The following is a 24,191-nucleotide window of genomic DNA, read 5'->3' as shown; positions in this document are numbered from 1 at the left end:
CGACGCCCGGCGTCGGCCCCTACCCCTCCGGCGGCGCGTCGACGATGGAGGTTGCGATCCGGATCCTCTCGTCGGGGATGTCGTCCGGGACCGCGTTCGGTCCATGCGCCCAGGTCCGTGTGATCTCGGACACGAGACCGGACTCCACGTCCATGGTCACCGTCATCCGCCAGGGGCGCCCCTCGCCGCCCACCGCGGCCGCGAACGCGATCGTCCGGGTGGTGCCGGACTCCGCGACGATCGACGACGCCGGGAGGTCGCTGAGCGCGAGGAACATCGCCGAACGGAGCTGCGGCGACCCCGCGTTGTAACCGAGCAGGAGGACGAGGAGGCTTCCGAGGCTGTCCTCCGCGGACGGGTTCTCGCCGGGGTACTCGCTTTCCGCCCATTCCCGGATGGCTCCGGGGTCGGCAGGAAGCCGTGCGAGCAGCTCGCCGACCCGTTCGCCGGCACTCTCCGGAATCACGGTGCCTCCGGGATACGTCCCCTCGCCCGCTGACGCGGACGCGGCGAGCTCGGCCTCGATCCTCTCCTCACTGGTCGGGTCGTCGACCAGTGACCACGAGATCGCCGAGGGGTCGCTCGGTGCGACCACCCAGTCCCCGAGGACGTCGGCCGGGATGTACATCGTCGAGGTCCCCGTGATGATCCAGGCCCTGGTCGCCATCTCCCGCGAGAATCCTCGGCCGATCGGAGAGAAGTCGGTGCCGTCTCCGGCCCAGAGGTACTCACTGGTGGCCTGGTACTTCACGTACTGGCCGGCACCCGGGGCCGAGGGCGTCGTGAGCGCGGCGTTCGCCGCGGCCCTCAGGACGTCGGGCGCTGTCTCGGGCGCCGGCGTCGGCGTCGGCACGGAGGGCGCCGACGGCGAGGGAAGCGGAGTCGCCGGCGGCGTCTCGGGTCGGCTCGTCGCCGGAACGGCGACGGGAAGCTCCGGGCGGGGAACGCCCTGCGAGGCCACGATCACCGCCACCGTGGTCGCGGCCGCGGTGGCGATGATCCCCCCGGCTCCCCAGGCCAGACGCCGTCGAAGGGACGCGCGGCGTCCGGGCTCGGCCTCGATGCCCGAGAGCAGTCGCTCACGGGCGCTGCGCAGACGCGCCTCATCGATCCGCACGTTCTCGCCGATCGTGCGTACCTCACGCCAGTCGTCCATCGACGTCCTCCCTACGGATGCGAGTGCTGCGGCTGTCATCCAACCGCCGTCGTACTCGGTTCAATCGCGAACGGACCGTCCCCACGGGCACGCGGAGCGCCTCGGCGATCTGCTCATACGTCAGATCCCCCCAGGCGTGCAGCAGGAGGGTGTCCCGGTCCTGTGTCGACAGAGCGGCGATTCGTCCCGCAAGCCGATGCACCTCCGCCTCGGCGTCGAGACGAGAGTGGAGTTCCTCCGTCTCATCCGCCTGCACGTGCTCGCTCCGCGATACCGAGGCCTCGTAGGTACGCCACTGCCGCGCTTCGCGAGCACGGTGCGTGCGGACCAGCCGCGAGGCGATGCCGAACAGCCAGGGAAGGGCGGATTCCGCGTTGCGGTCGAAGGCCGCCCTTCGCCGGAAAGCGACGAGGAAGGTCTCGCTGAGGACGTCTTCCGCGGCATCGGGACCGACGCGGCGGGCTGCGTAGGCCCCGATCGCGCGGGCATGCCGATCGAACACCTCCGCGAACGCCGACGGGTGATCGAGCGATCGCCGCATGATCTCGCTGTCTGTGCTCACACTGTGTATTGCCTGAAAGCGCGAGTTCGGTTCACGGATAACTCAGCGGAGGTCGAGGCGCATCAGCACGCGAGGAAAGCCGTCCAGCACCGAACGGGTCTCCGCGGCCTTCTCGAATCCCGCCGACTCGAACAGGGCGCGTGTGCCCACGTACGCCATGGTCAGGTTGACCTTCTCCCCCGCGTTGTCGACGGGGTACCCCTCGATGGCCGGGGCCCCGCGCTCTCGCGCGTAGGCGACGGCTCCCTCGATCAGGGCGTGCGAGACGCCCTGCTTGCGGTGGCCGGGACGGACGCGGAAGCACCAGAGCGCCCAGACGTCCAGGTCGTCGACGTGCGGGATGAGCCGATTGCGCGCGAAGCTCGTGTCCCGTCGCGGATGCAGCGCCGCCCAGCCCACCGGCTCGCCGTCCCGGTAGGCGATCACGCCGGGAGGCGGGTCCTGATGACACAGTTCACGGACGCGGTCGGCGCGCGCCGCTCCGCGCAGGGCGACGTTCTCCTTGTTCCCGATCCGGTAGCTCAGGCAGAAGCACACGTTCGAGGCCGGGTTCTTCGGCCCCACGAGGGTGGCGACGTCCTCGAACACGGTCGCGGGCCGGACGACGATGGTCATGGGCCCAGTCTGGCGCCCCGCACCGACATCCGCGCGTCATTCCCCGCGGAGGATCTCCAGCGCGTGCCGGAAGTCCGCGGGATACGGGGACTCGAACTCCACCCAGTCCCCCGAGCCCGGGTGGGAGAAGCCGAGTCGATGCGCGTGCAGCCACTGCCGGGTGAGGCCGAGCCGGGCCGACAGCGTGGGGTCGGCGCCGTAGAGCGGATCCCCCACACAGGGGTGGCGATGCGCCGCCATGTGCACCCTGATCTGATGCGTGCGCCCGGTCTCCAGGTGGATCTCCAGCAGGGATGCCCCGGGAAAGGCCTCGAGCGTCTCGTAGTGCGTGACCGAGGGTTTACCGTCCGGGGTGACGGCGAACTTCCACGAGTGGTTCGGGTGTCTGCCGATGGGCGCGTCGATGGTCCCGACGAGCGGATCCGGGTGTCCCTGCACGACCGCGTGGTACACCTTCTCGACGGTGCGCTCCTTGAACGCGCGCTTGAGCGCGGTGTACGCACGCTCGGTCTTGGCGACGACCATGAGCCCGCTCGTTCCCACGTCCAGCCGGTGCACCACCCCTTGCCGCTCCGGTGCGCCGCTGGTCGCGATGCGGAAGCCGGCGGCCGCGAGGGCTCCGACCACGGTCGGCCCCTCCCAGCCGAGCGAGGGATGGGCGGCGACCCCGGTGGGCTTGTCGACGACGACGATCTCGTCGTCGTCGTGGACGATCCCGAGCTCCGGGACGGCGATCGGCTCGATCCGCGGCTCCTGGCGGGGCTGCCAGGAGACGTCGAGCCACCCGCCTCCGCGCAGCCGGTCGGACTTGCCGAGCACGGCACCGTCCTGGGACACCCCGCCCGCCTCGGCCACCTCCGCAGCGAAGGTCCGCGAGAAGCCCAGCATCTTCGCGAGCGCGGCGTCGACGCGGGCGCCGTCGAGACCGTCCGGGACCGGAAGGGAACGGGTCTCCACGTCAGACGTCCGCGCGGTCCTGGCCGTCACCGGTCGACTCGCCCGCGGACGCGGGCGCCGCATCCCGTTCGCGCGTGCCGTCCAGACGCAGGCCCACCACCACGAGAAGGGCGACGGAGATCATGCCCGTGACGATGAAGATGTCCGCGACGTTGAAGATCGCCGGCATCATCCACGGCATCGAGATCATGTCCACGACGTGGCCGACGGGAAATCCCGGCTCTCGGAACAGGCGGTCCGTCAGGTTCCCGAGCACCCCGCCCAGGAGCGCGCCGAGCACCACGGCCCACAGCCGCGAGCGGACCCCCAGCGCCTTCCACACGATGACGCCCGCGACCACCGCGAGCGCGATCGTGAAGATCCACGTGACGTTCTCGCCGAGGGAGAACGCGGCGCCCGGGTTGCGCACGGAGTACAGCTGCAGGAACTCGCCGAGGACCGGGACCGGCTGGTGCAGCGGCAGGTACTCGATCGTGAGGTACTTCACGAACTGATCGGCGGCCAGCACGACCGCCGCGAGAATCGCGACGATCGCGCCGGCCGCCGAACGATGCAGAGGTCGACGCCCTGGCAACAGGCCGACCTAGCGACCGGCCTGCGAGACCGGGCTGTCCGAGGAGCCCGAGGGACCCGACTGGGAGTCGAGGTCGCGGAGCTGGTTCTCGATGTAGCTGCGCAGCTGCGAGCGGTAGGAGCGCTCGAAGTCGTGCAGCTCGGTGATCCGGCTCTCCAGCACGTTGCGCTCGCGCTCGAGACGAGCGGTCTGCTCGCGCTGCTGCGCCTCGGCGTCGGCGAGGATCTTCGCCGCCTGCGCCTTGGCGTCCGCGATGAGCTGGTCGCGCTGGGACTTGCCCTCGGCGACGTGCTCGTCGTGCAGACGCTGGGCCAGCTCGATGATGCCCGCCGGGGCCGCGCCCGAGGAGGGCTCGGGAGTGGGCGCCGGAGCGGCGACGGGGGCCGGCGCGGGCGTCTCGGCGGCGGCCGGGGCCTTCTCGCCGGACTCGTACGCGGCCAGCTTGGCCTTCAGCTCGGCGTTCTCCTCGAGGGCCTTGCGCCACTCGATGACGATCTCGTCGAGGAAGTCGTCCACCTCGTCCGGGTCGAACCCGTCCTTGAAACGGACGTGCTGGAACTGCTTGGTGACGACGTCATCCGGGGTCAATGCCATTGGTGGCTCCTCTTTCGATGAGTTCTCGGCGGCCAGGTGGACTGTTGGCGCGTACCCGGGGCGCGCACCTCTGGGAAAGCATAGTCGCCCCGGCCGGGTTTGCGCGGGACGGGGTCGCCCCGCGTTCAGGACTGGGCGATCACGCGCGTGACGGACATCAGGATGAGCACGACGAGCATCGTCAGGGCGAATCCGAAGTCGATCGCGACCGGTCCGACCCTCAGCGGAGGAATGAGGCGGCGGAACAGCTTGATCGGCGGATCGGTGACCGTGAAGACGATCTCGGCGACGACGAGCCCGGCGCCCTTGGGACGCCACTCGCGGTTGAACATCGGGATGTACTCGAGCACGAGGCGCGCGAGCAGCACGATGAAGTAGATCAGCAGCACCCCGTTGAGGATGGCCGCGATCAGCGGGATCGGTGACACGCGTCAGGAGTGCGCGAGCGCGGTGTCCGGGTCCGCCCCGGCGATCCCGCCCTGACCCGACACCGCGATGCTCTCCGGGGAGAGCAGGAAGACCTTGCTGGTCACCCGCTCGATGCGCCCGTAGAGGCCCAGCGACAGGCCGCTCGCGAAGTCGATGAGCCGGCGCGCGTCGGCGTCGCTCATCTGCGAGAGGTTGATGATCACGGGGATCCCGTCACGGAAGCTCTCCGCGATCACCTGGGCGTCACGGTACTGCTTCGGGTGCACGGTGAGGATCTCGTTGACCGCACCGGAGGCCGGCTGACGCACGGCGGTGGGACGCCGCAGGGGCGTCACCGGAGCGGCGGGCTTCAGGTCCTCGCGCTCACGCTCGCGCTCGCGCTCGACGTCGCGCTCACGGCGCACCGGAGCGGCGGAGGCCTGAGCCTCCTCCTCGTAGACCTCTTCCTCATCGGCGAGGCCCAGGTACACCATGGTCTTCTTCAGCGGGTTCCCCATCGTGTCCTCCGGAAGTGTGTGGGGTGTGTTCTTCCTTCGAGGCTAGCCCTGGGCAGGGCGGGGACCCGTGATTGCGGAGCCGATCCGCAGGTGTGTCGCGCCGGCGGCGATCGCCTCCGCGAAGTCTGCGGTCATGCCCGCGGAGATCCAGGACGCGTCGGGCGCGACCGCCCGCAGGCGCGCAGCGTATCCGTGCAGCCGCGCGAACGCGGAGGCCGGCTCCTCGTCCAGCGGAGCGACCGCCATCAGTCCGCGCAGCGTGAGGGTCGACAGGCTCTGCACGTGCTCCGCGAGCGCCTCGAGGCCGTCGGGGTTCACCCCGCCTCGGGACGGATCGTCCGTGAGGTTCACCTGGATCAGCACGTCGAGGGCGCGATCATCCTCCGCCGCTCGCTCGAGGGCGTCCGCGAGCCGCTCGCGGTCCACGGAGTGCACGGTGTGCGCGGCGCGGCGGATCGCCGCCGCCTTCTTGGTCTGCGCCTGTCCGATGAAATGCCAGCGCAGATCGTCGAGGTCCTGCAGCTCGCCCGTCTTCGCGGTGATCTCCTGTTGCCGGTTCTCCCCCACGTCGCGCACGCCGAGACCGTGCAGCTCACGGACCAGCGACGCCGGGTGGAACTTGGTCACCACGATGCGCGTGAGCTCCGCGGGGTCTCGCCCGGCCCGACGCGCGGCGTCCGCGATCGCCTCGTCGATCGCGGACAGCCGCTCCGCCAGCGTCACTTCAAGAACTCGGGGATGTCGATGTCGTCGTCGGCGAACGCCGGCTCGAGGCTGGTCGCCACGACCGGGAGCACGGGCGAGGCAGGGGTCGCAGCGGTCGGCGCCGGGGCATCGGCGGACTCCGTCGCCGTGGTCTCGGACTCGTCGTCGGCCAGCCCGATCTCCTGCACCGGGGCGGCCGGCCGGGAGACGACCATCGGGTCCAGCCGCAGCGACGGCTCTCCGCCGTCGAAGCCCGCGGCGATCACCGTGACGCGCACCTCGTCGCCGAGCGTGTCGTCGATGACCGTGCCGAAGATGATGTTCGCCTCGGGGTGCGCGGCCTCCTTGACGAGGTCCGCCGCGTCGTGGATCTCGAAGATGCCGAGGTTCGACCCGCCCTGGATCGACAGCAGCACGCCGTGCGCGCCCTCGATCGAGGCCTCCAGCAGCGGCGACTCCACCGCGAGCTCGGCGGCCTTGATCGCCCGGTCCGCGCCGCGCGCGGATCCGATGCCCATGAGCGCGGAGCCCGCGCCCTGCATGACCGACTTCACGTCGGCGAAGTCGAGGTTGATGAGGCCGGGGGTGGTGATGAGGTCCGTGATGCCCTGAACACCGGCGAGCAGCACCTGGTCGGCGGTCGCGAAGGCCTCGATCATCGAGATGCCCCGATCGCTGATCTCCAGCAGCCGGTCGTTCGGCACGACGATCAGCGTGTCGACCTCTTCCTTCAGCTTGGCGACACCGGCTTCGGCCTGGCTCTGGCGACGGCGCCCCTCGAAGGAGAACGGCTTGGTCACGACGCCGATCGTCAGCGCGCCGATGGACTTCGCGATCCGCGCGACGACCGGCGCGCCGCCGGTGCCCGTGCCGCCGCCCTCGCCGGCGGTCACGAAGACCATGTCCGCACCGGTGAGCGCCTGCTCGATCTCCTCCGCGTGGTCCTCGGCCGCCCGGCGCCCGACCTCCGGGTCGGCGCCCGCGCCGAGACCCCGGGTCAGCTCCCGGCCGACGTCGAGCTTGACGTCCGCGTCGCTCATCAGCAGCGCCTGCGCGTCGGTGTTGACGGCGATGAACTCGACACCGCGCAGCCCGAGCTCGATCATGCGGTTGACGGCGTTGACGCCGCCACCGCCGACGCCGACGACCTTGATCACGGCGAGGTAGTTCTGGTTCTGGCTCATCCCGGCCTCCGATTGTCGAGCCTTGAGTCGGGAACCTTAAACCTCAACGAGAGGGTTAAAGTATTTCCCGGTATTGCGTTCTCTCGAATCGAAGGTAAGCGGCACCGGGGCCCTGCGATCGCAAGGACACGCGCGTGTCGGCGTTAACGAGCCGAAACTCCCCCGCGGCGCGGCCTTCCCGCCCGGGGCGGTTTCGCGACTCAGCCCACGACGGCCGCGTCCGGCGAGGAGACGTCGTACAGCGCCCGCTCCGGCTGCGCCGCCATCAGCTTGCTCAGGATCAGCGCCTTCCGACCGGAATCCTCCGCGCTCCCCCACACGACCGTCGCTCCCGACGAGAGCGCGAGGGTGACGTCGTCCACCGAGCTCGCGGTCACCTTCTCGACCTGCCCGCGCAGTTCCTCGGGCAGCGCGCGCATGACCGTGCCGGCCGCCGTGAACGGCTTCGACCCCGTTCCGCCCTCGACCTCGATCAGGGCGTATCCCGGGGGGCGCTCGGTGGTCGTCGAAAGGGCGATGCCGGCGCCGTCGACGACCGTGAAGCCCGCCTCGGACGAGACCACACCGACCGGCGTCCGCTCGACGATGCGCACCGTCAGCTCGTGGGGTGGCTTCGCCTCGAGCTGATAGGTCTCGATGAGCGGGAAAGCGACGAGCGCCTCCTTCACCTCGCTCGAGCTGATCAACGCCAACGGCGTGCCCTTCTGTCCCGAGAGCGCCTCCGCCACCTCCTCGGGGTTGAGCGCGTGCGTGCCCACCACGGTGATCTTCTCCAGCGCGAACAGGGGGCTGTACGCGGTCGCCGCACTTCCGAGCACGATGGCGAGCACCGCCGCGATCCCCCCGATCCAGGCGAGGCGGCGCCGGCGCGAGCGCTGCGTGAAGCGGCGGATCTCGGCCCGCAGCGTCCGGCGCCGCGCCTTGGCGGCGCGCCACACGTCGCGCGGGCTCAGCCGGCCGTCGGAGACCCCCGGTTCTGCGGGTCCCTCCCGATCCGCGGGCGAGGGCGCGGGCTGCGGGGACGACGACGGACGGATCAGGCCCGGCAGCAGCGGGGCGATCGGCGCGGTCTCCTGCAGATCCTCCGCCGTCGCCCCGGAGGGAGGACGCTCGACGTCCGCGGGCCGAGCGGGCGGCGCGGGCTCGACCGGTTCAGCCGGCCGAGGGATCGGGGCGGGCCGCCGCACCGGTCACGCCCCGGTGCGCCGCAGCGCCTCGAGGACCTGAGGGATGATCTGGTAGACGTTCCCGCAGCCGAGCGTGATGACGTGGTCCCCCTCGCGGGCGACGGAGGCGGTGTAGTCCGCCGCCTCCTGCCAGTCCGCCACGAAGTGCACGTGGGAGGGATCCGCGAAGGCGCCGCTGACGAGCTCGCCGGTCACCCCGGGCACCGGGTCCTCCCGCGCCCCGTACACGTCGAGCATCACCGTGTGGTCGGCGAAGCGCTCGAGGACCTCGGCGAACTCCCGGTACATGTGCTGGGTGCGCGAGTACGTGTGCGGCTGCTGGATCGCGATGATCCGCCCGGGACCGGAGATCGTCCGCATCGCCTCGAGCGCCGCGCGGACCTCGGTCGGGTGGTGCGAGTAGTCGTCGTACACGCTCACACCACGCTCCGTGCCATGCAGCTCGAGGCGCCGCACGGTGCCGGCGAACCCCTCCACCGCATGGACGGCCTCGGCGAGACGGTGGCCCAGTGTGAGCAGCACCGCGACCGCGCCGGCGGCGTTGACGGCGTTGTGGACGCCGGGAACGGCGAGCTGCATGCGTGCGCTCTCGCCCGCGTGCTCGATCGTGGCGGCGACCGGACCGTCGGTGGCGATGTCCGTCAGACGGACGTCGGCGTCATCCGCCTGTCCGAACGTCACGACGGTCGGGTGCGTGAGCCCCGCACGGACCCGCAGCGCACCGGGGTCGTCGCTCGAGATCACGACGGCCTCGGAGGCCTCGTTCCCGAAGCGGACGAAGGCATCGTGGAAGGCCTCGTCGGAGCCGAAGTGGTCGAGGTGGTCCGGGTCCACGTTCGTGATGAGCGCGACCGCCGTGTCGTAGAGGAGGAAGGTCCCGTCCGACTCGTCCGCCTCGATGACGAAGAGGTCGTCCGCACCGGAGGAGCTGGAGACGCCGAGCTGCTCGATCACGCCGCCGTTGACGAAGTTCGGGTCCTCCCCGAGCGCCTGAAGCGCCGTCACGATCATGCCCGTCGAGGTGGTCTTCCCGTGTGCTCCCGCCACCGATACGAGGCGTCGAGCGCCGATCAGCCAGTACAGCGCCTGCGAGCGGTGGATCACGTGCAGCCCGCGCTGCTTGGCCGTCACGTACTCGGGGTTCTCCGGCCAGATCGCGCCGGTGTGGACCACCGTGTCCGCATCGCCCAGATGGGCGGCGTCGTGTCCGACGTGGACGGTGGCCCCCCGCTCGGCGAGAGCCCGCAGGGCGGCGCTGTCCGCGCGGTCCGAACCGGAGACGCGGATGCCCGCGTCGAGGAACATCCGAGCGAGCCCGCTCATGCCGGATCCGCCGATGCCGATGAAGTGGGCGGAGCGGATCTCGTCCGGGATCGGGAGGGAGAGGTCGGGTCTGATCATGGCTCCCTCATCCTAAGTCGCCCGGCTCGGAGCGGGCTCCGGGGCGCGCCGGCCGGCGATGCCCGGTGCCCTTCGAGCTGCCCGGCCGAGGTGCTCGGTCAGCGCTCGAGCGCGCGATCGATCAGGGCGATGAGGTCCTCGGTGCCTCGCCGCGAGCCGACGTCCTCCGCGGCACGTGCCATGGCCTCACGGCGCCCGGCGTCATGCAGCAGCGGCACGACGACGGCGCGGACGCGCTCGGGCGTGAACGTTGCGTCGTCCTCCACGAGGGCCGCTCCTGCCGCCACCGCAGAGGCGGCGTTCAGGCGCTGCTCGCCGTTGCCGACGGCGTAGGGGACGTAGACGGCGGGGATGCCGAGGGCGCTGACCTCGCTGACGGTCGCGGCGCCGGAGCGCGACACGATCAGGTCCGCGAGGGCGAACGCGAGATCCATGCGGTCGACGTAGCGGCGCATCGTGTAGCCGGCGGCACCCGGGTCGGCGAGATCCGACCGCTCTCCGGTGACGTGCAGGAGCTGCCATCCGGTGCCCAGGATGTCCTGCCACGATCCGGCGATGGCTTCGTTGATCCGCTGCGCGCCGAGGGATCCTCCGAACACCAGCAGCACCGGTCGCGCCGGGTCGAGACCGAACTCCGCCGCCGCCTCGAGCCGCCGCGCGGCACGGTCGAGCTCGACGACCTCGCGCCGCAGAGGCATCCCGACGAGGGTGGAGCCGCGCAGCGGCGTGCCCTCGAAAGCCACCCCGACTCCGGCCGCGGAGCGCGCGCCGAGCACGTTCGCGAGCCCCGGGCGCGCGTTCGCCTCGTGCACCACGGACGGGACCCCCTCGCGGCGCGCCGCGACATAGGCCGGGGCCGACGCATAGCCGCCGAATCCCACCAGGACATCCACCCCCCGACCCGTCAGGTGGTCGCGCACCTGGCGAACGGCCCGGGGGAATCGCACGGGGAAGGCGAGAGCCGCGCCGTTCGGCCGCCGCGGGAACGGCACCTTGTCCACCGTCAGCAGCTCGTAGCCTCGCTGGGGCACCAGGCGTGCCTCCAGCCCCTCCTTGGTGCCGAGAACGAGGACCGAGGCGTCGGGATCGCGGGCGACGAGCCCGTCCGCGACGGCGAGCAGCGGGTTGACATGGCCGGCGGTGCCGCCGCCGGCCAGAAGATAGGTGGTCACCGAGCGACCCTACCCCGGTTTGCCGGCCCCTCCCGGAGCGCCGGCCCGCGAAGGGCGCCGGCGGACGCACCCGCCGGCAGCGATCGGGCGAAGGAGAGCAGCACACCGCACGCGATCAGCACCGACACGAGCGAGGTGCCTCCCTGCGACATGAACGGCAGCGGGACGCCCAGGACCGGGAAGATCCGCAGCACGACGCCGATGTTGATGAGGGCCTGCCCGATCACCCATACGACGATGCCGCCGGAGACGATGCGCACGAACGGATCGGCCGTCTTTCGGATGATGTGGAAGACCCCGACTGCGAACATCGCGAACAGGCCCAGGACGATCGCGCAGCCGATCAGCCCCAGCTCCTCGCCGACGATGGCGAAGATGTAGTCGTTCGACGCCGCGGGGAGCCACCCGTACTTCTCCTGCGAGTTGCCCAGCCCGAGACCGAAGATCCCCCCGTTCGCCATCCCCCAGACGGCGTGCAGCTGCTGATAACAGTCCGTGTAGTAGCAGTCGATCGTGTCGGGGTTGAACAGGCTCATGATCTGGCTCATCCGGCGCTTGCTCGTGAGGGCGAGCACGGCCACCGCGACCAGCGACAGCAGCAAGGGCAGCAGGAAGATCCGCAGACGCACGCCGGAGAAGAACAGCGCCCCGAGCAGGACGAGGAACAGGATCATGGCCGTGCCGAGATCGTGCCCGCCCATGACCGTCCCGATCACGAGCGCGGACACCGGGATCAGCGGGATGAAGACGTGTTTCCACAGCCGCAGCAGCTTCTGCTTGCGATAGAGGATCAGTCCTGCCCACAGCGCCAGCGACAGCTTCAGGAACTCCGAGGGCTGGATGTTCTGTCCCGCGACGAGGATCCAGTTCCGGTTCCCGTCGTTCTCCACACCGAGACCGGGAACGAACACGAGGAGCTGCAGAAGCGTCGTCAGGATCAGCGCGGGCCAGGCGATCCGCTTCCAGAACTCCACGGGAAGGCGACTGAGCAGGAACATCAACGGGACGCCGACGAGCGCGAAGACCCCCTGCTTCAGGACGACGTCGTAGGGCCCCTCCCCCCGGTCCACCGCGGTCGCGCTGGTGGCGGACAGGACCATCACGAGCCCGAACGCGGTCAGCAGCAGCGCTGTGGAGGCGATGATCACGAACTCGGACGACACCGGGGTGAAGATGCGGCCCAGGGAGACGCGAGCGGCCAGCCCGCGCCCGCCGCCGTCAGCCGCCCCGCGGGTCGTCATCGCGGGGCGAGTCATCTGCGTCATGCGCGCTCCCCCGACTGATCCACTGCCGCACCGCCTCGGCGAAGCGGTGGCCTCGATCCGCGTAGCTGTCGAACTGGTCGAAGGATGCTGCGGCGGGTGCGAGGAGCACGGTGTCGCCGTCATGCGCGATCCCGGCCGCCAGTTCCACGACGCGGTTCATGACCCCTTCAGTCTCGCCGGGGACGACCTCGATCACCGGGACCGCCGGCGCGTGTCGCTCGAACACCGCGAGCACCTCGCCGCGGTCCGCGCCGATCACGATCGCGGCGCGTGCGGTCGCCCCGGCTCCGGCGACGAGCTCGGAGAGGTCGACGCCCTTCAGATCGCCGCCGACGACCCAGATCGCCCCGGGGAAGGCACGGAGCGAGGACTGCGCCGCGTGCGGGTTGGTCGCCTTCGAGTCGTCGATCCAGGTGACACCGCCCGAACGGGCCACGACCTCGATGCGATGCGGGTCGAGCCGGAAGGCCTCCAGGGCGTCCCGGACGGCCTCCGGCGCGGCGCCGAAGGAACGCGCGATGGCCGCCGCCGCGAGGATGTTCTGCACGATGTGCGGGGCGGAGAGACCGCGCTCGGCGAGGGCGGCGACCGTCGTGAGCTCCAGGGCGCTGCTCCGGCGCTCCTCCAGGAACGCACGATCGACGAGGATCCCCTCGACGACGCCGAGATCGCTGGGGCCGGGGATGCCGAGATCGAAGCCGATCGCGCGGGCGCCCTCGACGACGTCCGCCTCCTCGACCATGCGGCGCGTCGCCTCGTCCGCCTTGTTGTAGACGCAGGCCGTGGTCGTGTTGCGGTAGACGACGGCCTTCGCGTCCCGATAGGCGGCAGCACTGCCGTGCCACACGAGGTGGTCGTCGGCCAGGTTCAGGCAGACCGACGACCGCGGCACGATCTGCCCCGCGGGTGCGCTGAGGCCGAGGTACCAGAGCTGGTGGCTGGACAGCTCGACGACGAGGACGTCGAACCCATCGGGGTCGCGGACGGCGTCCAGCACGGGGACGCCGATGTTCCCGCAGGGGGCCGCGCGCAGCCCGCCCTCGACGAGCATCGAGGCCGCGAGCCGGGTGGTCGTCGTCTTGCCGTTCGTCCCGGTGATCAGCGTCCACTCCGCCGGCGTGCCGTCGGCACGGAGCACCTTGTCCCGCACGCGCCAGGCCAGCTCGATGTCCCCCCACAGCGCGATCCCGTTGTCCCGGACCCAGCGGATGACCGGATGGGACGGCGCGAAGCCCGGGGACGCGATCACGACCTCGGGGGCGAACGCCGCGAGAGCCTCGGGCACCTCGTCCAGCGGTCCGAGGTGCAGGCCCGCGCCGATGACGGGGACCAGGCGACGATAGTCCTCGGAGGCCGTCTCCGAGAGCACGAGCACCTCCGCGCCGAGTTCCGTGAGCGTGTCCGCGGCCGAGAAGCCGGTGACCGACAGGCCGAGCACGGCCACGCGCAGGCCCTTCCAGTCCGCGTGCCAGCTCGTCAGCGCGTCGAGGTCGCGGGTCATGACCGGGTGAGCCACTCGACGTAGAAGAGGCCGACGGCCGACACCGCAAGGAGCCCCGCGATGATCCACATCCGCACGACGATCGTGCTCTCCGGCCAACCTCGCATCTCGAGATGGTGGTGGAACGGGCTCTGCAGGAACAGTCGCTTGCCGCGGGTGAGCTTGAAGTAGGTGAGCTGGACGATCACCGAGCCCGGCGCGATCACGAAGACGCCCGCAAGGAGAACGAGCAGCAGCTCGGTGCGGGTGAGGATCGCCATCGCCGCGATGACGCCGCCGATCGCCATGGATCCGACGTCGCCCATGAAGACCTTCGCCTTCGGCGCGTTCCACCAGAGGAAGCCCACGAGCGCTCCGACGAAGGAGGCCGAGATCACCGCGAGGTCGAACGGGTTGGCCACGTCGTAGCAGCCGCCCTGGACCGAGGACTCCAGCGCCGGGGCCACACAGGACTGCTTGAACTGCCAGAACGAGATCAGGCTGTAGGCGCCGATCACGAAGACCCCGGCGCCGGCGGCCAGCCCGTCGAGCCCGTCGGTGAGGTTCGCCCCGTTCGATGCGGCGATCCCGATCAGCGACAGCCAGATGAGGTACAGCGCCCAGCCGACGATCGGCCCGAGCGCGAAGAGCCAGAGGACGGGGATGTCCCGGAAGAGCGAGATGAAGCCGCTCGCGGGGGTGTTTCCCCACTGGTTCGTCGTGGTGAGCGCGACGATGCCGAAGGGGATCACGACGAGGATCTGACCGATGATCTTCCGCCATCCGGAGAGACCGGCGCTGCGCTGGCTGCGGACCTTCATGAAGTCGTCGATGAAGCCCACGATCCCGAAGCCCACCATCATCCAGATCACGAGCCACCCCGACGCGGTCGGAGAGCTGCCGCCGGTGAGCGTGCCGATCGTGTAGCCGACGATCGTGCCGACGATGAAGATCGTGCCGCCCATCGTGGTCGTGCCGCGCTTGGCGTGGTGGCTGGGGTTCTCGATCGCCTCGGGGGTGCGGATCACCTGCGCCCAGCCCCACTTCCGGAACAGCCGGAGGAAGACCGGCGTCAGGAAGAGGGTGAAGGCGAGCGAAATTGCCGCCGCGGTAAGCAGGGACCTCACGAGAACGATTCTCCCAGACGGTCGCCGAGGAACCGGAGCCCGGCGGAGTTGGACGACTTGACCAGGACGCGGTCGCCGGGGCGCAGCTCCTCACGGAGGTAGTCGTACGCGGCGTCCGCATCCGGCAGGTGCACGGCCTCCCCGTCCCACGACCCCTCGCCGACCGCGGCGAGGTACAGCCTGCGGGCACCGGCGCCGACAACGACGATGCGCTGGATGTTCAGACGCACGGCGAGCAGGCCGATGCGGTCGTGCTCGTCGCCGGCGGCCTCCCCCAGCTCGCTCATGGCGCCGAGAACCGCGACGGTGCGCTCCCCCGGCCGCGTGATCTGCGCCAGTGTGCGCAGGGCGGCGGCCATGGAGTCCGGGCTGGCGTTGTACGCGTCGTTGATGATGCGGACCTCGTCATTGCCCATCGGCTGCATCCGCCACCGCTCGGCGATCTCGACCGTCTCGAGACGGCGGACCGCGTCGCCCGGGACCACCCCGAGCGCGGCAGCGGCGGTGATCGCGGCGAGGGCGTTGCCGACGTGGTGGGCGCCGAGGACCTGCAGGCGCAGCGGAAGGCGCTGTTCGCCGTCGTCTCCGGCGAGGACGACGGTGCACGTCGTCCCGCTCGCGTCGACGTCCACGTCGACCGCGCGCACGTCGGCGCCCGGCCCCGTGCCGAAGCCGCGGACGGTCAGCCCGCGCTCCCGGGCGGCACCGCGCATCGCGGCGACGCGAGCGTCGTCCAGGTTGAGGACGGCGGTCCCGCCGCGGCGCGCCGCGGCGACCAGCTCGGCCTTCGCGCGCGCCGTCTCCTCGATCCCGCCGAACCCGCCGGCGTGAGCGAGGCCGACCATGAGCACGATGACGACGTCCGGCTCGACCAGGCCCGCCAGACGCGCGATCTCCCCGGGCGCGCTGGCGCCGAACTCGCAGACGAGGAAGCGGGTCGTGGGCGTCACCCGAAGCATCGTGAGCGGAGCGCCGACCTCGTTGTTGAACGAGGCGACGGGCGCGACGGTCTCGCCCTCGTCGGAGAGGATCCTGGCGAGGAAGTTCTTGGTCGTGGTCTTGCCGTTCGAGCCGGTGACGCCCACGATGCGGAGGTCTCCCGCCGCACGGACCCTGGCGACGACCGCCCGCGCCAGCTCCGCGATCGCGTCGACGACGTCGGGAACGACGATCTGGGAGATCGGCTCGTCGACCCGCCGCTCGACGAGGGCCAGCACGGCGCCGCGCTCGCGCGCCGCGCCGACGAACCGGTGCCCGTCGGTCACCTCGCCGGGCTTGGCGACGAAGATCCCGCCCTCGACGATCTGTCGCGAGTCCGTGTCGACCGCGCCGGAGACGACGGTCTCCGGGGTCGCGTCGGCCGCGGGATGCAGCTCACCGCCGACGAGGGCGGCGATCTCACCGAGGGACAGGGCGATCATGACGTCGGGATCCTCCGGGCGCGCGGAGCGCCGATCACTTGTACTTGGGAAGCAGCTCGTCCATGGGGACGGACGAGGGGAGCACACGGAACGTCTTCAGAACCTGCGTCATCGCCTTCTGGAACGCAGAAGCCGTGGCCGCAGACGAGGTTACCGTAGTGGGCTCGTCGAGGGTGACGATGACCACGTACTGCGGGTCGTCCACGGGGGCGTAACCGACCATGCTGGTGAAGTAGATGCCCGCCTTGTAGGCGCCGTTCTCCCCGGGCTTCTCCGCGGTCCCCGTCTTGGCCGCGATGCGGTAGCCGGGCACCGCGATGTCGTCCGCCAGGCCGCCCTGGACGGCGACGTTCTCGATCATCCGCGACAGCTCCGCGGCCGTCGCCTCGGGCAGCACGCGCTCGGGCTTGGGGGCGGCGATCGCCTTGTCCTCACCGTCGGAGGAGGTGCAGGACTCGACGAGCGACAGCGGCACCTTGACGCCCTTGTTGGCGATCGCCTGATACGCGCTCGCGACCTGCGGAGCGGTCACGGTGAAGTACTGGCCGAAGGTCGTCGTGTAGTGCGACTGGTTGTCCCAGTCGGACACGGGGTGGAGCAGTCCGGGCTCTTCGCCGGGGAACCCGACGGCCGTCTCCGAGCCCACTCCGAACTTCCGGAAGTCGTCATATCGTTGCTGATCCGTGACCATGTCCCCGTACTTGGACATGGCCACGTTGGACGAGTCGATGAGCGCGCCGGCGAGCGTGTACTCGTACGTGTCGTGCCCGACCGCGTCGTTGACGACCGCGCCGTTCGGGAACTCCTCGTGGCTGCCGGCGACGACGCTCGTCTCCCAGGTCGCCCCGGCATGCTCCATGACCGACGCGGCGGTGATCGCCTTGAAGGTGGATCCCGGTTCGAAGGTGGTCGTGAAGATGCGGTTGCCGCGGTCCTCGGGATCGGACGCGCCCGGGTCGTTGGGATCGACCGAGGGGTACTCCGCGGCGGCCCGGATCTTCCCGGTGGCGACCTCCACGACGGTGACCGAACCGGTCTGCGCGCCCTTGCTCTGCGTCTCCTCGGCGATCATCTGCTGCAGATACCACTGCAGCTCGCTGTCGATCGTCAGCTTCACGGTGCCGCCGTCCACGGCCGGCTTCTCGCGGTGACTGCCGGGGATGATCACCCCGTCCTCTCCGCGCAGGTACGTCTCCTCGCCGGGCGTGGCCGCGAGACAGGAGTCCTGGAGCTCCTCCATGCCGGTCTTCGTCTCCCCGTCCCCCGTCACGAAGCCGACGAGGTTCCCCGCGACCGCGCCGTTGGGATACTGCCGCACGTCGCGCGGCGGGGAGAAGAGGTACGGGAGCTTCAGCTCGCGCAGCTTGAGGAACTGGTCGGTGGTCGCTCCCCGCTTCAGCAGCGCGTACTGGTTGTCGGGATTCTCCGCGAGGGCGTCGGAGACGACGCCGCGCACCTCCTCCGCGGACTCGCCGATGATCGCGGCGATCTTCTCCGAGGCCTCCGCCCAGGGCAGTTTCGGGGGGTTCTCCTCGTCCTGCTCCAGCGTCATGATCGTCTTCGGGTTGAGCTCGACGTCGTAGACGAGCACGCTCTGCGCCAGGACCGATCCGTTGGCGTCGACGATGGATCCGCGGACGCCGTCGATCGGCTGGGTCAGTCCGAGGTTGCCCGTCTCGATCGAGTCCTCGACGTGGGCGGCGGCGTTGACGACCTGGATGTCGACGAGCCGGACGACGAAGCCGACCACCACCGCGAGGATCACCGCCAGGGCGACCACCGTCCGTCGGCGAGGGCTGCGGGTCGCGCGCGTCGTCATCGGGTCTCCGTCCGGTCGTCTTCCGTCGCTGTCGTGTGCCGGACGCCCGTCCGCCGGTGTCGTCCGTCCCGTCCGTCGTCTATTCCGTGCCGCCGAAGGACGGGGTCGGCAGGCCCTCGGCCTGCGGCGGGACGTTCGTGTCCGGTGTCTCCGTAACCGGTTCTACGCCCTCGGACACCGGTGCACCGCCCGCCTCCTCCGGCGTGTCGGAGACCAGTGCGTTCGGCACCGCGCCGGAGCCGCGCGGGTCCACCGTCGAGGCGTACCCCGCGCCCTCCCCCGCCCCGATGAGCGCGCCGTCGCTGAGACGGATGTAGTTGGCGCTGCCGCCCACGACGAGCCCCAGGTCCGCGGCCGCCGCAGCGAGGGACTGCGGCGAGCTGAGCCCGGCGAGCTCCTCGGCGGCGGCCTGACCCTGCCAGGTCAGCTCCTTGTTCTGCTGCGTCAGCTGGGCCACGGTGAAAGAGTCCTGCGTCGTCGCGATCGAGAGCGCGATCTGTGCGATGCCGATGAGCACGGCGCCGGCCAGCGCCACGATGGCGTAGACGAGCTTGGGGCGGCGACGGGACGCCGGTCGCTCGAGCGGGCGGAGTCGGCGCTCACGGCCCGGCTCCTCGGTTCCCGGCAGCAGCAGGGGTTCGGCGGCGAGGCTCATGCGGATGTGCTCCTCTGTTCGCGGCGGCGCGCTTCGGCCGGCGGGGTCAGGGCGGGACGGATGCGCTCGGCGGCGCGGAGACGGACCGGGATCGCGCGCGGGTTGGTCGCGCGTTCGGCCTCGGACGCCTGCTCGGCGCCCTTGGTGAGCGTGCGGAACCGCGGCGCGTGCTCCGGGAGCTCCATCGGCAGGCCCGCCGGCGCCGTCGACGACGAGGCCGCGGCGAAGGCCTGCTTGACCAGGCGGTCCTCGAGGGACTGGTACGACATCACGACGATGCGCCCGCCGACCTCGAGGGCGTCCATGGCGGCGGGGATCGCGTCGGCCAGGACGCTGAGCTCGCGGTTGACCTCGATCCGCAACGCCTGGAAGACCCGCTTGGCGGGGTGGCCTGCGCGCTGCGCCGCGGCGGGGGTCGCCGCGACCAGCACGTCGACGAGGTCGCCCGATCGCGTCAGCGGGGCCTGCTCGCGAGCGTGGAGGATCGCCCGCGCATAGCGGGCCGCGAGCTTCTCCTCGCCGTACCGCTCGAAGATGCGCCGCAGATTCCCCTCGGAGTAGGTGGCGACGACCTCGGCGGCGGTGATGCCGGAAGTCTGATCCATCCGCATGTCCAGCGGCGCATCCTTCGCGTAGGCGAAACCGCGGTCGGCCTCGTCGAGCTGGAGGGAGGACACACCCAGGTCGAAGAGGATCCCGGAGGCGCCGTCGGCGTGCTCGCCGATCGCGTCGTAGACCGTGTGCACCAGAGTCACCCGGTCGCCGAAGCGCGCGAGGCGCTCCCCCGCGATCCGCAGGGCGTCCGTGTCGCGGTCGAGGCCGATCAGGCGGATGTTCGGGAGACGCTCCAGGAACGCCTCGGAGTGCCCGCCCATGCCCAGCGTGGCGTCGACGAGGATCGCGCCGTCGTGCTGCAGGGCCGGGGCCAGCAGCTCGACGCAGCGGTCGAGGAGGACCGGGGTGTGGATGTCGCGGATGCCCATGATGTGCGGGGCCCGATCCTGGATCCTGATCCCCATCCGCTCGGCCCGGCACCGGGGAAGGTGCGCCGGGTGGGAGCGGCTGGGAGTCACGACCCAGGTCAGAACAGTCCCGGGATCACCTCCTCTTCCATGTCTGCGTATGCGTCCTCGTTGCCCTCCGCGTAGGCGTTCCACGCGGCGGCGTCCCAGATCTCGGCGTGGGCGCCGACACCGGTGACGACGAGCTCCTTCTCCAGCCCCGCGTAGGTCCGGAGGTGGGCGGGGATGGTGATGCGGTTCTGGCTGTCCGGCATCTCGGCGCTGGCGCCGGAGAGGAACATGCGCAGGAACGCGCGGGCCTCCTTGTTGCTCAGCGGCGCCTGCCGGATCCGCTCGTGCACGGTCTCGAACTCCGCGGTGCTGAAGACGTAGAGGCACCGGTCCTGGCCACGGGTGACGACCACGCCGCCTGCCAGATCCTCACGGAACTTGGCCGGGAGGATGACGCGGCCCTTGTCGTCGAGCTTGGGGGAATGGGTGCCCAACAGCATCGGCCCTCACCCCCGTTCTTGCCGCCCGTCGCGCCCTGCTGACCCGCTTCCTCCACTTTACTCCACTCTCCTCCACTTTCCTACGGCAATGCCGCGGATTCCCAGGTTCGCGGACGCAAAAAAGCCCTCGTCCCGCGTAATCACGGGGACGAGGGCCGGTGGAGGGAAGTGGAGTGCAGGTGGAGGGCCGGTGGAGGAAACGACGAAGGGCCCGGATGCGGAAGCACCCGGGCCCTTCGAAGGAGTGACGGTCAGCCCGTCACGGGATCATCGTTCCTCGTGACGACGGTCCCAGCGATCGTTCATCCGATCCATGAAAGAGGGACCGGCCGGTGCCTTGGTGCCGTGATCGGGGCGCGCGGCCGGCGGAGCCGTCCTGCGCACGGGGGTCACGGCCAGCATGACGCCACCGAGCATCGCGGCGAAGCCCACGACGCCGATGACGATTCCCAGGACGTCGCCGATGGCGACTCCCGCGACGAGGGCGCCGACGCCGGCGAGCAGGAGGACCGCGCCGTACACGAGATTGCGATAGCTCAGTGTGCGGTCGCCTGCGGGCGCGCTGACGACATCGGCGTCGTTCTGCATGAGATGGCGTTCCATCTCGTCGAGCAGACGCTGCTCCTGTTCTGAGAGTGGCATTCGTCCCCCTCGGGTTGAGTTCCCTCCAGTCTACGCTCGCGCGCTCCCGCGAAGCTAGATGTTCGCCGTACGCTCAGTAGGCTGTAAGCGTGCCGAATCCGTCTCCCGTTCTGGCGGCCGTCACGGCCCGCGTCGACGCTTTAATCGCGCGCATGCGCACCGAGACCGCCGGCGACGGTCCGGACGCTGCGGCGTTCGTCGAGGCCGCCGCGCGGACCCTCGAGGGGGGCAAGGGCTTGCGGGCGCGCTTCTGCCGGACCGCGTGGGCCGCGGTCGCCCGCGCCGCGGATCCGCAGGCCACCGAGAACGACGCCGTGTGGGACGTGTGCGCCTCGCTCGAGGTGTTCCAGGCCGCCGCCCTGGTGCACGACGACCTCGTCGACAATTCCGACACCCGCCGCGGCCGCCCGTCCGCGCACCGCGCGTTCGAGGCGGAGCACGTCGCCGCCGGATGGTCCGGTCCCGCCGCCGGATTCGGCCGCTCCGCCGCATTGCTCCTCGGCGACCTCCTCGTGGCCTGGAGCGACGACCTGCTGGAGCACGGCCTGGCCGGGCACTCCGCCGCCGCTGCCGTGCGCGCCGAGTACGCGCGCATGCGACGTGACGTGACCCTCGGTCAGTACCTCGACATCGCCGAGGAGTCCGCCTGGAGCGTGAACGACGACGCCGAGCACGCCACCCGGGCACTGCGCATCGTCTCGCTCAAGGCCGCGCGCTACAGCGTCGAGCAGCCTCTGCTCATGGGCGGGGCGCTCGCCGGCGCCGATGCCGCGCAGCGCGAGGCTCTGCGCGGCTTCGGCCATCCGATCGGCATGGCCTTCCAGCTCCGCGACGATGTCCTGGGGGTCTTCGGCGACGAACGCGTGACCGGCAAGCCCTCCGGCGACGACCTCCGCGAGGGCAAGCGGACCCTCCTCATCGCGTGGACGCGCGAGGCGTTGGCAGCACCGGGCCGACGGATCGTGGACGAGCTCCTCGGCGATCCCGCCCTGACCCGGGATCAGATCGAGTCCCTGCAGGCGACCATCGTCGAGTCCGGGGCGCTCGCACGGGTGGAGGAGCTCATCGCGCGGTACGGGACGGAGGCCGAGGAGGCGTTGCGCGGCGCACGTCTCGATGCGGAGGCCACGACCGAGCTGCGCGCCCTCGCCGACGCCGCGACGGTGCGCTCGGCCTGATCCCGCTCGCCCTCATCCCGGCCCACGCCAGAACCGGCCAACACGCCAGATCAGGCACCCACAGGCGAATCCTGCCTGATCCCACGCGAACGCCTGACCCGGCGTCACCACGTGGACGCGGGGCCTGATCCCGCTCAAGCACGCCAGAACAGGCCAACGCGCCAGATCAGGCGCCCACAGGCAGATCCTGCCTGATCCCACGCGAACGCCTGAACTGGCAGGCCCTCGTGCGGACGTGCGCGAAGACGAGACGGCGTCAGGCGTCAGGCGTCAGGCGTCAGGCGAGCGTCCGGGCGACGCGACGCACCTCGCTCTTGTGCCCGTCGCGCAGAGCCTCGATCGGCGCGCGACCGATGGTGTCATCGGGAGCGAGCAGCCAGTCGATCGCCTCATCGTCGGAGAAGCCGGCGTCCTTGAGGACGATGACGGTGCCGCGCAGCGAAGGCAGCGGGTGGTCGCCCTGGAGGAAGACCTCGGGCACGGCGGGGGCGCCGCCGCGGCGCGAGGCGATCAGATGCTGCTCGTCGAGCAGGCGCCGGACGCGCCCGAGGGGTTCCCCGAGACGCTCCACGAGCTCGGGCAGCGTCAGCCAGGCGGTGGGCACGGAGGCGGGTTCAGTCGCAGACACCCCTCCATGCTCTCATCCGCCCGGCGCCTGATCGGCTGCGACCTCCTTGGTCAGGATCACAACAGTCACACTGGCCACTTCTCATTACACCAGTTGACTCGTTTATCAATTCGTGACACGGTCGTAGAGGCCGATTCGGCCGGGAACGCCCCGGGGAGAACCGCCCCTCGGGACCGAACAAGGGGGGACGCCTTGGCACCCGACACGGCGCGACGACGCGCGACCATCACCGGCTGGACTCTGCCCGCCGCCTTTCTGACCACCGTCGCCGGGGCACTGGCGGCCCTGCCCGCCGCGGCGGCGGAGCCCGAGCCCCTCCCCCGCGAGAATCGAGGCCCGGAGCGCGACGCCTCCGCATTCCTGCGCGGGCTCGCGGGCGTGACCCACGCGGGCATGACTTCGACGACGGCGGAGGCCCCGGCCGACGGCGTCGGCGCGATGGCGGCCCCGGCCGCCTACACCGTGATCGCCGGCGACACCCCGTACGACATCGCCACTCGGTTCGAGATCTCCGTCTCCGAGCTGCTCTCGTGGAACGGTCTGACCGCCGCGTCGATCATCTACCCCGGGGACGTGCTCCGGCTCACCCCGCCCGACACCCCTGCCGCCGCGCCCGCCCCCGCCTCGGATCCGGGGACGGCCGACGCGGGCCCCGCGGACGAGGCCGGTTCGACGTACACGGTCCAGCCGGGTGACACCCTGTGGGCCATCGCCGAGCGGTTCCAGACCACGGTCGCCTCGCTCTATGCGTTGAACGGCCTGGGCCCGGACTCGATCATCTACCCGCAGCAGGTGCTGCGGGTCGTGGCCGAGGCGGCCCTGCCGACCCTCGACGCCGCCCCCGCCGCCGACCCCGCGCCGTCCGGTGACCCCGCGCCGGCTCCGACGCCCGCGCCCGACCCGTATCAGGCGCCGCCCACGGTCCTCGACGACGAGCAGCGGGACAACGGACGGCTCATCGTCGCGATCGGACGCGAGCTCGGCGTCTCCGACCACGGGATCAGCATCGCCCTCGCCACCGCGATGGTGGAATCCAACATGCGCCACCTGCCCGGTGGGGACCGGGACTCGATCGGACTGTTCCAGCAGCGTCCGAGCACCGGCTGGGGAACCCCGGAGCAGATCCACGACCGCGACCGGAGCATCCGCGCCTTCTACGGGGGACCGTCGGATCCGAACGGCGACACCACTCGGGGCCTGCTCGACATCGAGGGCTGGGAGGAGATGCCGTTCACCGAGGCCGCCCAGGCCGTGCAGATCTCGGCGTTCCCGAACCGCTACGGGCTCTGGCAGCCGCAGACGGACGTCTGGGTCGCCGAGCTCGGCTGACCGTGCGTGAGCGAGGCCCGGGCAAGCGCCCCGGGCCTCGCTCGTTCCCGGGCAAGCGCGAGCCGTTGCCGGGGCTTTCAGCAAGGCCTCTCTAGACTTCT

The 24,191-nt window shown here is 70.9% G+C and carries 25 protein-coding genes; 2 read left to right on the top strand and 23 right to left on the bottom strand.

All coding sequences use genetic code 11. The features are described from left to right. Positions 1 to 19 precede the first annotated feature (19 nt). The 22 genes from K8F61_RS02535 to K8F61_RS02430 form a co-directional block, all read right to left on the bottom strand. Positions 20 to 1,156: a hypothetical protein gene (locus K8F61_RS02535; RefSeq protein WP_231820584.1), complete on the bottom strand. Its 1,137-nt coding sequence runs from the start codon at positions 1,154 to 1,156 to the stop codon at positions 20 to 22. Next, complete coding sequence (locus K8F61_RS02530; protein ID WP_231820583.1) at positions 1,140 to 1,718, bottom strand: RNA polymerase sigma factor; 579 nt, start codon at positions 1,716 to 1,718, stop codon at positions 1,140 to 1,142. Before K8F61_RS02530 ends, K8F61_RS02535 begins: the two co-directional genes overlap by 17 nt. Positions 1,719 to 1,760: 42 nt before the next feature. Beyond that, positions 1,761 to 2,333, bottom strand: coding sequence for a GNAT family N-acetyltransferase (locus tag K8F61_RS02525; RefSeq protein WP_067244227.1), 573 nt, complete (start codon positions 2,331 to 2,333; stop codon positions 1,761 to 1,763). Positions 2,334 to 2,369: 36 nt separating this feature from the next. Continuing rightward, a complete protein-coding gene (locus K8F61_RS02520; RefSeq protein WP_219084549.1) occupies positions 2,370 to 3,290 on the bottom strand; it encodes an RluA family pseudouridine synthase in 921 nt (306 codons plus the stop codon). 1 nt (position 3,291) lies between these two features. Continuing rightward, on the bottom strand, positions 3,292 to 3,864 hold the full coding sequence (lspA, locus tag K8F61_RS02515; protein WP_418888068.1) for a signal peptidase II: 573 nt from the start codon (positions 3,862 to 3,864) through the stop codon (positions 3,292 to 3,294). Between the two features lie 9 nt (positions 3,865 to 3,873). Beyond that, positions 3,874 to 4,458 (bottom strand): DivIVA domain-containing protein, encoded by a 585-nt coding sequence (locus tag K8F61_RS02510; RefSeq protein ID WP_067244234.1) that lies wholly within the window; start codon positions 4,456 to 4,458, stop codon positions 3,874 to 3,876. 125 nt (positions 4,459 to 4,583) lie between these two features. Beyond that, positions 4,584 to 4,886 (bottom strand): YggT family protein, encoded by a 303-nt coding sequence (locus K8F61_RS02505; protein ID WP_067244236.1) that lies wholly within the window; start codon positions 4,884 to 4,886, stop codon positions 4,584 to 4,586. 3 nt (positions 4,887 to 4,889) lie between these two features. Then, positions 4,890 to 5,384 (bottom strand): cell division protein SepF, encoded by a 495-nt coding sequence (locus tag K8F61_RS02500; protein ID WP_067244239.1) that lies wholly within the window; start codon positions 5,382 to 5,384, stop codon positions 4,890 to 4,892. Between the two features lie 42 nt (positions 5,385 to 5,426). Continuing rightward, complete coding sequence (locus K8F61_RS02495; protein WP_067244242.1) at positions 5,427 to 6,107, bottom strand: YggS family pyridoxal phosphate-dependent enzyme; 681 nt, start codon at positions 6,105 to 6,107, stop codon at positions 5,427 to 5,429. Beyond that, a complete protein-coding gene (ftsZ, locus tag K8F61_RS02490; protein WP_219084548.1) occupies positions 6,104 to 7,273 on the bottom strand; it encodes a cell division protein FtsZ in 1,170 nt (389 codons plus the stop codon). The genes K8F61_RS02495 and ftsZ overlap by 4 nt, the downstream gene beginning before the upstream one ends. Positions 7,274 to 7,473: 200 nt before the next feature. Next, positions 7,474 to 8,460: a cell division protein FtsQ/DivIB gene (locus K8F61_RS02485; protein ID WP_231820582.1), complete on the bottom strand. Its 987-nt coding sequence runs from the start codon at positions 8,458 to 8,460 to the stop codon at positions 7,474 to 7,476. A 3-nt stretch (positions 8,461 to 8,463) separates the two neighbouring features. Continuing rightward, positions 8,464 to 9,861 (bottom strand): UDP-N-acetylmuramate--L-alanine ligase, encoded by a 1,398-nt coding sequence (gene murC / locus K8F61_RS02480; protein ID WP_067244250.1) that lies wholly within the window; start codon positions 9,859 to 9,861, stop codon positions 8,464 to 8,466. Positions 9,862 to 9,959: 98 nt separating this feature from the next. Further along, on the bottom strand, positions 9,960 to 11,033 hold the full coding sequence (locus tag K8F61_RS02475) for a UDP-N-acetylglucosamine--N-acetylmuramyl-(pentapeptide) pyrophosphoryl-undecaprenol N-acetylglucosamine transferase (RefSeq protein ID WP_231820581.1): 1,074 nt from the start codon (positions 11,031 to 11,033) through the stop codon (positions 9,960 to 9,962). Continuing rightward, positions 11,030 to 12,298, bottom strand: coding sequence for a putative lipid II flippase FtsW (gene ftsW, locus K8F61_RS02470; RefSeq protein ID WP_067244254.1), 1,269 nt, complete (start codon positions 12,296 to 12,298; stop codon positions 11,030 to 11,032). The genes K8F61_RS02475 and ftsW overlap by 4 nt, the downstream gene beginning before the upstream one ends. Further along, positions 12,252 to 13,799 (bottom strand): UDP-N-acetylmuramoyl-L-alanine--D-glutamate ligase, encoded by a 1,548-nt coding sequence (gene murD, locus K8F61_RS02465; RefSeq protein WP_231820580.1) that lies wholly within the window; start codon positions 13,797 to 13,799, stop codon positions 12,252 to 12,254. Before murD ends, ftsW begins: the two co-directional genes overlap by 47 nt. Next, complete coding sequence (gene mraY, locus K8F61_RS02460) at positions 13,796 to 14,905, bottom strand: phospho-N-acetylmuramoyl-pentapeptide-transferase (protein ID WP_067244259.1); 1,110 nt, start codon at positions 14,903 to 14,905, stop codon at positions 13,796 to 13,798. Before mraY ends, murD begins: the two co-directional genes overlap by 4 nt. Further along, positions 14,902 to 16,326, bottom strand: a complete 1,425-nt coding sequence (locus K8F61_RS02455; RefSeq protein ID WP_231820579.1) for a UDP-N-acetylmuramoyl-tripeptide--D-alanyl-D-alanine ligase — start codon at positions 16,324 to 16,326, stop codon at positions 14,902 to 14,904. The genes mraY and K8F61_RS02455 overlap by 4 nt, the downstream gene beginning before the upstream one ends. 34 nt (positions 16,327 to 16,360) lie before the next feature. Further along, positions 16,361 to 18,145, bottom strand: coding sequence for a peptidoglycan D,D-transpeptidase FtsI family protein (locus K8F61_RS02450; protein WP_067249400.1), 1,785 nt, complete (start codon positions 18,143 to 18,145; stop codon positions 16,361 to 16,363). Positions 18,146 to 18,224: 79 nt separating this feature from the next. Continuing rightward, positions 18,225 to 18,800, bottom strand: coding sequence for a cell division protein FtsL (gene ftsL / locus K8F61_RS02445; RefSeq protein WP_231820578.1), 576 nt, complete (start codon positions 18,798 to 18,800; stop codon positions 18,225 to 18,227). Next, positions 18,797 to 19,783: a 16S rRNA (cytosine(1402)-N(4))-methyltransferase RsmH gene (rsmH, locus tag K8F61_RS02440; protein WP_157518314.1), complete on the bottom strand. Its 987-nt coding sequence runs from the start codon at positions 19,781 to 19,783 to the stop codon at positions 18,797 to 18,799. Before rsmH ends, ftsL begins: the two co-directional genes overlap by 4 nt. Positions 19,784 to 19,881: 98 nt before the next feature. Next, positions 19,882 to 20,313, bottom strand: a complete 432-nt coding sequence (gene mraZ, locus K8F61_RS02435) for a division/cell wall cluster transcriptional repressor MraZ (protein ID WP_067249391.1) — start codon at positions 20,311 to 20,313, stop codon at positions 19,882 to 19,884. Between the two features lie 267 nt (positions 20,314 to 20,580). Continuing rightward, the gene (locus K8F61_RS02430; RefSeq protein ID WP_231820577.1) at positions 20,581 to 20,955 is read right to left on the bottom strand and encodes a DUF3040 domain-containing protein; all 375 of its coding nucleotides are present in this window, start codon (positions 20,953 to 20,955) and stop codon (positions 20,581 to 20,583) included. Positions 20,956 to 21,044: 89 nt separating this feature from the next. On the opposite strand from K8F61_RS02430, the gene K8F61_RS02425 reads away from it, so the two are divergent. Next, positions 21,045 to 22,133 carry a polyprenyl synthetase family protein gene (locus K8F61_RS02425; protein ID WP_418888067.1) on the top strand — a complete coding sequence of 363 codons (1,089 nt, stop codon included), beginning with the start codon at positions 21,045 to 21,047 and terminating at the stop codon, positions 22,131 to 22,133. Positions 22,134 to 22,410: 277 nt separating this feature from the next. On the opposite strand, the gene K8F61_RS02420 is transcribed toward K8F61_RS02425, so the two are convergent. Continuing rightward, the gene (locus K8F61_RS02420) at positions 22,411 to 22,761 is read right to left on the bottom strand and encodes an Rv2175c family DNA-binding protein (protein ID WP_231820575.1); all 351 of its coding nucleotides are present in this window, start codon (positions 22,759 to 22,761) and stop codon (positions 22,411 to 22,413) included. A gap of 192 nt (positions 22,762 to 22,953) precedes the next feature. On the opposite strand from K8F61_RS02420, the gene K8F61_RS02415 reads away from it, so the two are divergent. Next, positions 22,954 to 24,090 (top strand): LysM peptidoglycan-binding domain-containing protein, encoded by a 1,137-nt coding sequence (locus K8F61_RS02415; protein ID WP_231820574.1) that lies wholly within the window; start codon positions 22,954 to 22,956, stop codon positions 24,088 to 24,090. The last annotated feature ends 101 nt before the right edge of the window (positions 24,091 to 24,191 follow it).

The sequence above is a fragment of the Microbacterium resistens genome (genome assembly GCF_021172025.1).
GTDB lineage: Bacteria > Actinomycetota > Actinomycetes > Actinomycetales > Microbacteriaceae > Microbacterium > Microbacterium resistens.
The sequence above is the reverse complement of the archived record's forward strand: the minus strand, read 5'-3'. Positions and strand labels throughout refer to the sequence as shown.

Excerpts from the sequence above, each read along its gene's own strand:
- K8F61_RS02535 (WP_231820584.1), bottom strand. The coding sequence starts at position 1,156 with ATGGACGACTGGCGTGAGGTACGCACGATCGGCGAGAACGTGCGGATC.
- K8F61_RS02525 (WP_067244227.1), bottom strand. The coding sequence starts at position 2,333 with ATGACCATCGTCGTCCGGCCCGCGACCGTGTTCGAGGACGTCGCCACC.
- K8F61_RS02510 (WP_067244234.1), bottom strand. The coding sequence starts at position 4,458 with ATGGCATTGACCCCGGATGACGTCGTCACCAAGCAGTTCCAGCACGTC.
- K8F61_RS02500 (WP_067244239.1), bottom strand. The coding sequence starts at position 5,384 with ATGGGGAACCCGCTGAAGAAGACCATGGTGTACCTGGGCCTCGCCGAT.
- ftsZ (WP_219084548.1), bottom strand. The coding sequence starts at position 7,273 with ATGAGCCAGAACCAGAACTACCTCGCCGTGATCAAGGTCGTCGGCGTC.
- murC (WP_067244250.1), bottom strand. The coding sequence starts at position 9,861 with ATGATCAGACCCGACCTCTCCCTCCCGATCCCGGACGAGATCCGCTCC.
- ftsW (WP_067244254.1), bottom strand. The coding sequence starts at position 12,298 with ATGACGCAGATGACTCGCCCCGCGATGACGACCCGCGGGGCGGCTGAC.
- murD (WP_231820580.1), bottom strand. The coding sequence starts at position 13,799 with ATGACCCGCGACCTCGACGCGCTGACGAGCTGGCACGCGGACTGGAAG.
- K8F61_RS02455 (WP_231820579.1), bottom strand. The coding sequence starts at position 16,326 with ATGATCGCCCTGTCCCTCGGTGAGATCGCCGCCCTCGTCGGCGGTGAG.
- K8F61_RS02450 (WP_067249400.1), bottom strand. The coding sequence starts at position 18,145 with ATGACGACGCGCGCGACCCGCAGCCCTCGCCGACGGACGGTGGTCGCC.
- ftsL (WP_231820578.1), bottom strand. The coding sequence starts at position 18,800 with ATGAGCCTCGCCGCCGAACCCCTGCTGCTGCCGGGAACCGAGGAGCCG.
- rsmH (WP_157518314.1), bottom strand. The coding sequence starts at position 19,783 with ATGGGCATCCGCGACATCCACACCCCGGTCCTCCTCGACCGCTGCGTC.
- mraZ (WP_067249391.1), bottom strand. The coding sequence starts at position 20,313 with ATGCTGTTGGGCACCCATTCCCCCAAGCTCGACGACAAGGGCCGCGTC.
- K8F61_RS02430 (WP_231820577.1), bottom strand. The coding sequence starts at position 20,955 with ATGCCACTCTCAGAACAGGAGCAGCGTCTGCTCGACGAGATGGAACGC.